Genomic DNA, 6,242 nt, shown 5'->3' with positions numbered 1-6,242 from the left:
CGTCGATCAGCAGCGCGTCGCGGCCGGTCACATCGGCCTGAAGGTCGCGCAGCAATTCCGTGCGGCCGGAGGATTGCACGCCCGCGCCATAGCTGGCGATCTGGATGAAATCGACCTCGGGCGCAAGGCCGGCGCGATGCAGCGCGCGCAACAGGTCAGCCGCGAAGACGAAGGCGCCGGTCATGATCGGGATCGCAATCGGATCGCGCGGCGCGGCGGCGACGATGGCCTGCGCAATCTGCTCGATCCGAGCGGCCAGGACGGTCTCGTCGAACAGGACGGTCGCCTGGGCGGCGCTCAACGGTCCCGTCCCGAACGGTCGCTCTCCGCCGCGAAGCGCACGCGCACGTCGCGCCCCTCCTTGGGCGGCGCCGCAAGCCGGGCGCGGAATTCCGCCTTTTCGCCGGCCGCGAGCCGCGCCTTGGGCGGCGCGGCGGTCCAGAAATAAATTTCCTGGCCCTGGCCGTCGAGCACCGAGAGCCGCATCCGCGGCGCGGCGCGCGGCGCTTCGGCGAGATTGTGGATTTCGCCCTCCACGATCAGGATCTGGCGGCCGTCCTCGTCGGCGAGGCGCGAGGTGACATGGCCAATGTCCATCTGCCGCAGGTTCACGCCAAGACCCACAGACGCGTAGAGCGGCGCCGTCGCAGGCGCGAGGCGCACGATCTGGGCGCGGCCGCCGATCAAAATGGCCCAGGCCGCCAGCCCGATTGCGATCCAGCTTCCCACGCCCGGGGCGCGACGCCGCCGTTCCGACGGCGCGGGAGCCATCGCGACGCCCGATGGCGCAGCGCAGCGGCTGGACGAGGCCGCGACCGCCGCCATTTCGCCCCGAGTGAGCGCGGGCGGCGCGAAGGCGGAAAGGGCGGAGGGCTGAAGCGAAGAAACGGCTCGCATGAAGAGGCCTTGCGGGGATCGGGCTGGGGACGGCTTTGAGCGATTTGTCGCAATTCATTGGTGTGCTGCTATGGTTAAAAGCGCGTTAAAGAAAGCGATTCGCCGCGCGGCGGACATGCCGAAAGGAAGCTTGTTTGGTCCGGTTCGAGAATGTCGGCCTGCGTTACGGGATGGGCGAGGAGATCCTGCGCGACATTTCCTTCGACATCGCGCCCCGCTCGTTCCAGTTCCTGACCGGCCCCTCCGGCGCCGGCAAGACCACGCTTTTGCGCCTGATTCTGCTCGCCATGCCGCCGACGCGCGGGCTGATCTCACTGTTCGGCAAGGATTCCGCCGAACTCGACAAGCCCGCGCTGACCGCCTTGCGCCGAAAGGTCGGCGTGGTGTTCCAGGATTTCCGCCTGCTCGACCATCTCACCACCTATCAGAACGTGGCTTTGCCGCTGCGCGTGCAGGAGCGCAACGAGGCCAGCTATCGGCTGGAGGTGATGGAGCTGTTGCGCTGGGTCGGGCTCGGCGAGCGGATGCATGTCTATCCGCCGGTGCTGTCCGGCGGTGAGAAACAGCGCGCGGCCATCGCCCGGGCGCTCATCATGCGGCCGCAACTGCTGCTCGCCGACGAGCCGACCGGCAATGTCGACCCCTCGCTGGCGCGCCGCCTGATGCGGCTGTTCCTGGAATTGCACAAATCGGGCACGTCGGTGGTCATCGCCACGCATGATCTCGCCTTGATGGACCAGTTCGACAGGGCGCGGCGGCTCGTGCTCGGCGACGGCCGGCTGCATATCTACGAATGAGCGCGCCCATGGCCGAGCCCTCCGCCCCCCTGCCCGCACGGCCGCCGCTCGAAACCGTCGCGATGGAGGACGCCTGGAGCCATACGCCGCTGGTTCCCGCGGAAACGGTAGCCGGGCGGGCCTTGGCCATCGTCGTCGCCATCATGACCTTTCTCGCCGCGCTTTCCGCCGGCTTCGCCATCATTCTCGCCGATGCGTCCAGCCAATGGCGCGGCGCCGTCGGCCTCGAAATGACGGTTCAGGTCACGCCCCGCCCGGGACGCGACATCGAGGCCGACGCCGCCAAGGCCGCCAGCGTCGCCGCCGCTTTCCCCGGCGTGGCGGAGGCGCGCGCCTTCACGCGCCAGCAATCGGAGGAATTGCTCTCGCCCTGGCTCGGCGCCGGGCTCGACCTCAGTCAATTGCCGACGCCGCGCATGATCGTCGTGCGGCGCGACCCGAAAAAGACCATCGACGAAAAAAGCCTGCGCGCCGCGCTCGATTTCGCTTTGCCCAACGCCAGCCTCGACAATCACGGCGCCTGGATGCAGCGGCTCGACACCATGGCCCAGGTCGTGGTCGGCGCGGCGGTCGGCGTGTTCGTGCTGGTGCTGATCGCCATGGCGCTGGCGGTCGGCTTCGCCACGCGCGGCGCCATGGCCGGCAATCGCGAGATCATCGAGGCGCTGCATTTCGTCGGCGCGGCGGATAGTTTCATCGCCCGACAGTTCCAGTTCCATTTCCTGCGGCTCGGCCTGCGCGGCGGCGCGGCCGGCGGCGCGGCGGCGGTGCTGCTGTTCCTGGCGCTCGGCTTCCTGTCGCGGCAATGGACCACCAGCGCCGGCGGCGAACAGGCCGAGGCGCTGTTCGGCTCTTTTTCGCTGGGCTGGGGCGGGATTGTCGCCATAGCGACCATCTCGTTCGCCGTCGCCCTCATCGCCGGCCTGATGTCGCGCGTCATCGTGTTTCGCGCGCTCGGCGAATTTTACGTCGCCAAGGACTGACGGCGCCGGCCCGACTGCGGCATTTGCGCGACAGCTTCGCGCACATGGCGCCAACCGCCGCGCGCGGGCTTTTCATTTGGGCGGAGGTCCGGCACAAAGGCGCCCATGCTCATCATCCGCTCGCTGCTGTTCAACTTCGCCTTCTATCTCGTGACCGCCATCCTCGCGATCGGCGGCCTGCCGACCATCCTGTTCGGCCGCAGGGCGATTCTCGGCCTCGCCCGCCTCTGGGCCCACGCGACCTTGTGGCTGCTCGATGTGCTGTGCGGCATGAAGGTGGAATTTCGTGGCCTTGAGAACCTGCGCGGCGGGCATGGCGTCATCATCGCGTCGAAACATCAATCGGCCTGGGAAACCATCGCCTTGGTCACGCAGGTCGAGGATTTCACTTATATTTTGAAGCGTGAGCTGACCTTCATCCCGCTGTTCGGCCAATATCTGCTGTTCAGCAACCAGATCGCCATCAATCGGGCCAGCCGCAGCGCGGCTTTGCGCGAACTGGTCGACAAGGCCGGCGCCGCGGTCAAGGAAGGCCGCGCCATTTTCATTTTCCCCGAGGGCACAAGGCGTCCCGCCGGCGCGCCGCCGCTCTACAAGAGCGGGGTCAATCATCTCTATGCCGCCACGCGCGCCCCCTGCGTGCCGGTGGCGCTGAATTCCGGCCTGTTCTGGCCGCGCCGCACCTTTCTGCGCCGGCCGGGAACGGTGTTGGTGGAATTCCTGCCGGTCATTCCGGCAGGCCTGCCTCATGGCCAATTCGCGAAAATTCTCAAGGACGGCCTCGAGAAAGCCTCCGACCGCCTGATCGCCGAGGCCCTCGCCAAGGATCCGGGCCTTGCGGTCAATCTCGAAAAAGACTCTTGTCCCGCCCCGGCGACGAATTGACTTTACCCCCGTTTTGTTCTTTCTTTGTTTGCGTGACGTTTCGTCGTGCAAGGACAGAACATGACCCGCCCGCTTGTCGCTCCGCGTCCGATCTTCGCCAATAGCCCGCTCGCCAGCCTGTCGCGCACCGGGCTTGAAAAGCTGTTCCACAGCTGGCAGGGCGCGTCGGGGCGGCGCTATATCTGTTCGGTCTATGCGCCGGGCGAGCCGCCCGCTTTCGATTGCCGCCGCGCCATTGTCGCAGCCGTGCGCCGCGAGGCCAAGGGCGCGACGCTGCTGTTCGCCTTTGCGCCGAGCCCCGACGAGGCCGGCGACGAATTGCGGTTCTGGACGCAAAGGGCGCGCGCCGCCGGCGCCAATGAATGGCATGTCCATCTGCTCGCCGAGACGGCCGAGGAGCGCGCCTTCGTGCTGCGCGATCTTTCGCCCATGCGCCGGTTCGCCGCCTGATTTTTTCAGGCGCCGATCTCGATTGCGCCTTCATTTGGCTTAGGATGGCCGACGAATCGCCGGGCTGGACCCCGCCTGGCGAGAGATCGGGCCCAGGCCGTCGCGCAACAGACGACCGGACGGCGAGCGACGGGACTTTGGGCGACAGGACTGCTTCATGGCTCGCTACCGCCGTCGCCTCATCATCGGCTTCATCGTTCTTGTCTGTCTCGCCATCGGTCCGTTCTGGCTCTATTCGGCCAATCGCCTCGCCGCCGCCGTGCACGAGCCCGCGCTGGGCGGGCTTTCTATCGCCGACCTGTGCCAGTCGAGCGACATCGGCGGCTTTCCCTTCAGGCTCAAGCTGAGCTGCAACGGTTTCGCCGCGCCCGTCCGCGTCGGCGGGGAAACCCTTTATTTCGGGGCGGAGGAAGCGCATGGCGAAACGAGCCTGTTCTCCCCCGACCACATCCGGCTCGCCTTTTCCAGCCCGTTGGTCGCGCAGAAAGCCGGCGGCGCGCCGCTGGCCAAGCTCCGCCACGACGGCATGACGCTCGACATCGCTTGGTCCCTCGCGGGCATGGTCGCGGCGCGACTGGATATGAAGGCGCTCGACTGGCGCCCCGAATCGCCGGAAGCGGGCGTCGCCTTCAATCTGCAAAGCCTGAGCCTGAAAGCCGATTCGCTAAACCCGACCCAATCCGGGCCCGGCGCGAATGTGTTGCGCTACGAATTGACCGGAGACGGCCTGACCGTTCCGGCGCTGCAAGCGCTGCTGCAAAAGAACGATCCCGCCCGCTTCACGCTCGCCGGGACCATCACGCCGACGCCCGCGCCGGCGGCGACCTGGCGGGACGCGGCGGAGACCTGGCGGAAGAACGCGGGCGCGGTCGCCGTCGACCGATTCGAATGGCAATCCGGCGACATCAATCTCCGCATTCAGGGCGCGCTTTCGCTCGACGACGCGCATCGACCGGCCGGAACGCTCAGCGTCACGGCCGAAGGCGCGGGGCCCTTGCTGGCGCGCCTCGGCGTTCCCGTCGCCGCGGCCCAAGCCGGCGCGATTCTCGGCGCGCTGCTGGGCAAGCCTCAGGCCGCGCCCGCCAAGGCCGACACGCTCTCGCTGCCGCTGACCTTGGTCAATGGCCAGGTCCTGCTCGGGCCGATCCGACTGCCTGTCTCGCTGTCGCCGGTCTATTGATCGCGCTCGGCGAGGGTGAACCGCCCCGCATGGCTGCCGATCCAGGCGACATGGTCCGCCGCGTCGAAGGCAGCGGAAAAGCGTGCGACATCCCAGGCGCCCGGCGCCGAAACCAACAGCGATTCAGGCCCGGGCGTCGTCGCCCGCGCCAGAACCTCGCAGGAGGCCGCGTGAAAAGCGGCGGACTCCGGGCCTTTGCCCGCCCATTGCGCCGAAAACAGTGCGACGTCGCGGGCGGCGGCTTCGGCCAGCGGATTGGAAATGATGAAGACCGGCATGCCGGCGGGATGATCCGGCCGCTCGACGAAAGGCAGCCGCGCGATGATCTTCGGAGCGCCGGCCGCCGCGAGGCTCTCCCACCATCGCTCCTCTCCCGCCCGCCATTGCGCGCGCAACATGCCGAGATCGCCGCCGCCGTCCGGCCGCGCCGAAGCCGCCACCGCCGCAACGGTCTCGCCCGGGCTGGCGTGGCCGAGCAGCGGCACGGTGAAGCCGAAATGGAACCGCGCCGAATCGCGCATGGCGGCGTCGCCGCCGGAAAGGTCCGCGTGCACGCCATAATGCGACTGGACGAAGGTGAAGGTCGAGATGATCACCCGCCAGATGCTTTCGACCGTATCGAGCGGCAGGCGGCCGCGATGCCGCGCGGCGATGATCCGCATCATGTCGGCCTCGCGGCCCGGCCGGAATGCCGATCCGCCGCCCTGACGCGCCTTGACCGCGATCAGCTTGTCAATGATCCCGCCCCGCTCGATCAGCAATTCATGCATCTCGCCGTCGATCCGGTCGATTTCCTCGCGCAGTTCGGCCAGGGATTCCAGCGCGGTCGGTTCGCTCATGGGTTGGGTCGCTCTTTTGGACGCGGATCGCGCCGGATCTTGCAGCCCCTTCTATAGACGCCGCCGCGCCGCGCGCAAATGCGGCGCCGGCGCCTTCCTTGACTTCGCGGCGCCCCTACACCTATCTAGCAAACGATCCGTTCGGAAAATCGAACAAGCGGAACTCTTGACCGACCTTTCCTCCGACCCCCATCCCAGCCTGGCCGAGGCC

Annotated in this window: 7 protein-coding genes and 1 pseudogene; 5 read left to right on the top strand and 3 right to left on the bottom strand. The window is 67.7% G+C overall.

Annotated elements, in window-relative coordinates; translation table 11 throughout:
* Both ACE3S9_RS13120 and ACE3S9_RS13115 read right to left on the bottom strand, forming a co-directional pair.
* Positions 1-301, bottom strand: a pseudogene (locus ACE3S9_RS13120) (hypoxanthine phosphoribosyltransferase); the annotation flags it as partial.
* Positions 298-897: a DUF3426 domain-containing protein gene (locus tag ACE3S9_RS13115; protein ID WP_374546916.1), complete on the bottom strand. Its 600-nt coding sequence runs from the start codon at positions 895-897 to the stop codon at positions 298-300. The pseudogene ACE3S9_RS13120 and the gene ACE3S9_RS13115, both read right to left, overlap by 4 nt.
* Positions 898-1,031: 134 nt before the next feature.
* On the opposite strand from ACE3S9_RS13115, the gene ftsE reads away from it, so the two are divergent.
* The 5 genes from ftsE (at position 1,032) to ACE3S9_RS13090 (ending at position 5,192) form a co-directional block, all read left to right on the top strand.
* On the top strand, positions 1,032-1,694 hold the full coding sequence (gene ftsE, locus ACE3S9_RS13110) for a cell division ATP-binding protein FtsE (RefSeq protein ID WP_374546915.1): 663 nt from the start codon (positions 1,032-1,034) through the stop codon (positions 1,692-1,694).
* Positions 1,695-1,702: 8 nt separating this feature from the next.
* A complete protein-coding gene (locus ACE3S9_RS13105; RefSeq protein WP_374546914.1) occupies positions 1,703-2,677 on the top strand; it encodes a cell division protein FtsX in 975 nt (324 codons plus the stop codon).
* Between the two features lie 105 nt (positions 2,678-2,782).
* Positions 2,783-3,562: a lysophospholipid acyltransferase family protein gene (locus tag ACE3S9_RS13100; protein WP_374546913.1), complete on the top strand. Its 780-nt coding sequence runs from the start codon at positions 2,783-2,785 to the stop codon at positions 3,560-3,562.
* A 60-nt stretch (positions 3,563-3,622) separates the two neighbouring features.
* A complete protein-coding gene (locus ACE3S9_RS13095; protein ID WP_374546912.1) occupies positions 3,623-4,012 on the top strand; it encodes a hypothetical protein in 390 nt (129 codons plus the stop codon).
* Positions 4,013-4,169: 157 nt separating this feature from the next.
* On the top strand, positions 4,170-5,192 hold the full coding sequence (locus ACE3S9_RS13090) for a DUF2125 domain-containing protein (protein WP_374546911.1): 1,023 nt from the start codon (positions 4,170-4,172) through the stop codon (positions 5,190-5,192).
* Here the strand turns inward: ACE3S9_RS13090 and ACE3S9_RS13085 are convergent.
* Positions 5,186-6,031: a chorismate mutase gene (locus ACE3S9_RS13085; RefSeq protein WP_374546910.1), complete on the bottom strand. Its 846-nt coding sequence runs from the start codon at positions 6,029-6,031 to the stop codon at positions 5,186-5,188. The two genes, ACE3S9_RS13090 and ACE3S9_RS13085, sit on opposite strands and share 7 nt — an antisense overlap.
* Between the last annotated feature and the right edge of the window lie 211 nt (positions 6,032-6,242).

The sequence above is a fragment of the Rhodoblastus sp. genome (genome assembly GCF_041915505.1).
Classification (GTDB): Bacteria; Pseudomonadota; Alphaproteobacteria; order Rhizobiales; family Beijerinckiaceae; genus Rhodoblastus.
The sequence above is the reverse complement of the archived record's forward strand: the minus strand, read 5'-3'. Positions and strand labels throughout refer to the sequence as shown.

Bases quoted from the DNA above. Each gene is read 5' to 3' on its own strand.
- ACE3S9_RS13090 (WP_374546911.1), top strand. From the start codon at position 4,170: ATGGCTCGCTACCGCCGTCGCCTCATCATCGGCTTCATCGTTCTTGTC.
- ACE3S9_RS13095 (WP_374546912.1), top strand. From the start codon at position 3,623: ATGACCCGCCCGCTTGTCGCTCCGCGTCCGATCTTCGCCAATAGCCCG.
- ACE3S9_RS13085 (WP_374546910.1), bottom strand. From the start codon at position 6,031: ATGAGCGAACCGACCGCGCTGGAATCCCTGGCCGAACTGCGCGAGGAA.
- ACE3S9_RS13105 (WP_374546914.1), top strand. From the start codon at position 1,703: ATGGCCGAGCCCTCCGCCCCCCTGCCCGCACGGCCGCCGCTCGAAACC.
- ACE3S9_RS13100 (WP_374546913.1), top strand. From the start codon at position 2,783: ATGCTCATCATCCGCTCGCTGCTGTTCAACTTCGCCTTCTATCTCGTG.
- ACE3S9_RS13115 (WP_374546916.1), bottom strand. From the start codon at position 897: ATGCGAGCCGTTTCTTCGCTTCAGCCCTCCGCCCTTTCCGCCTTCGCG.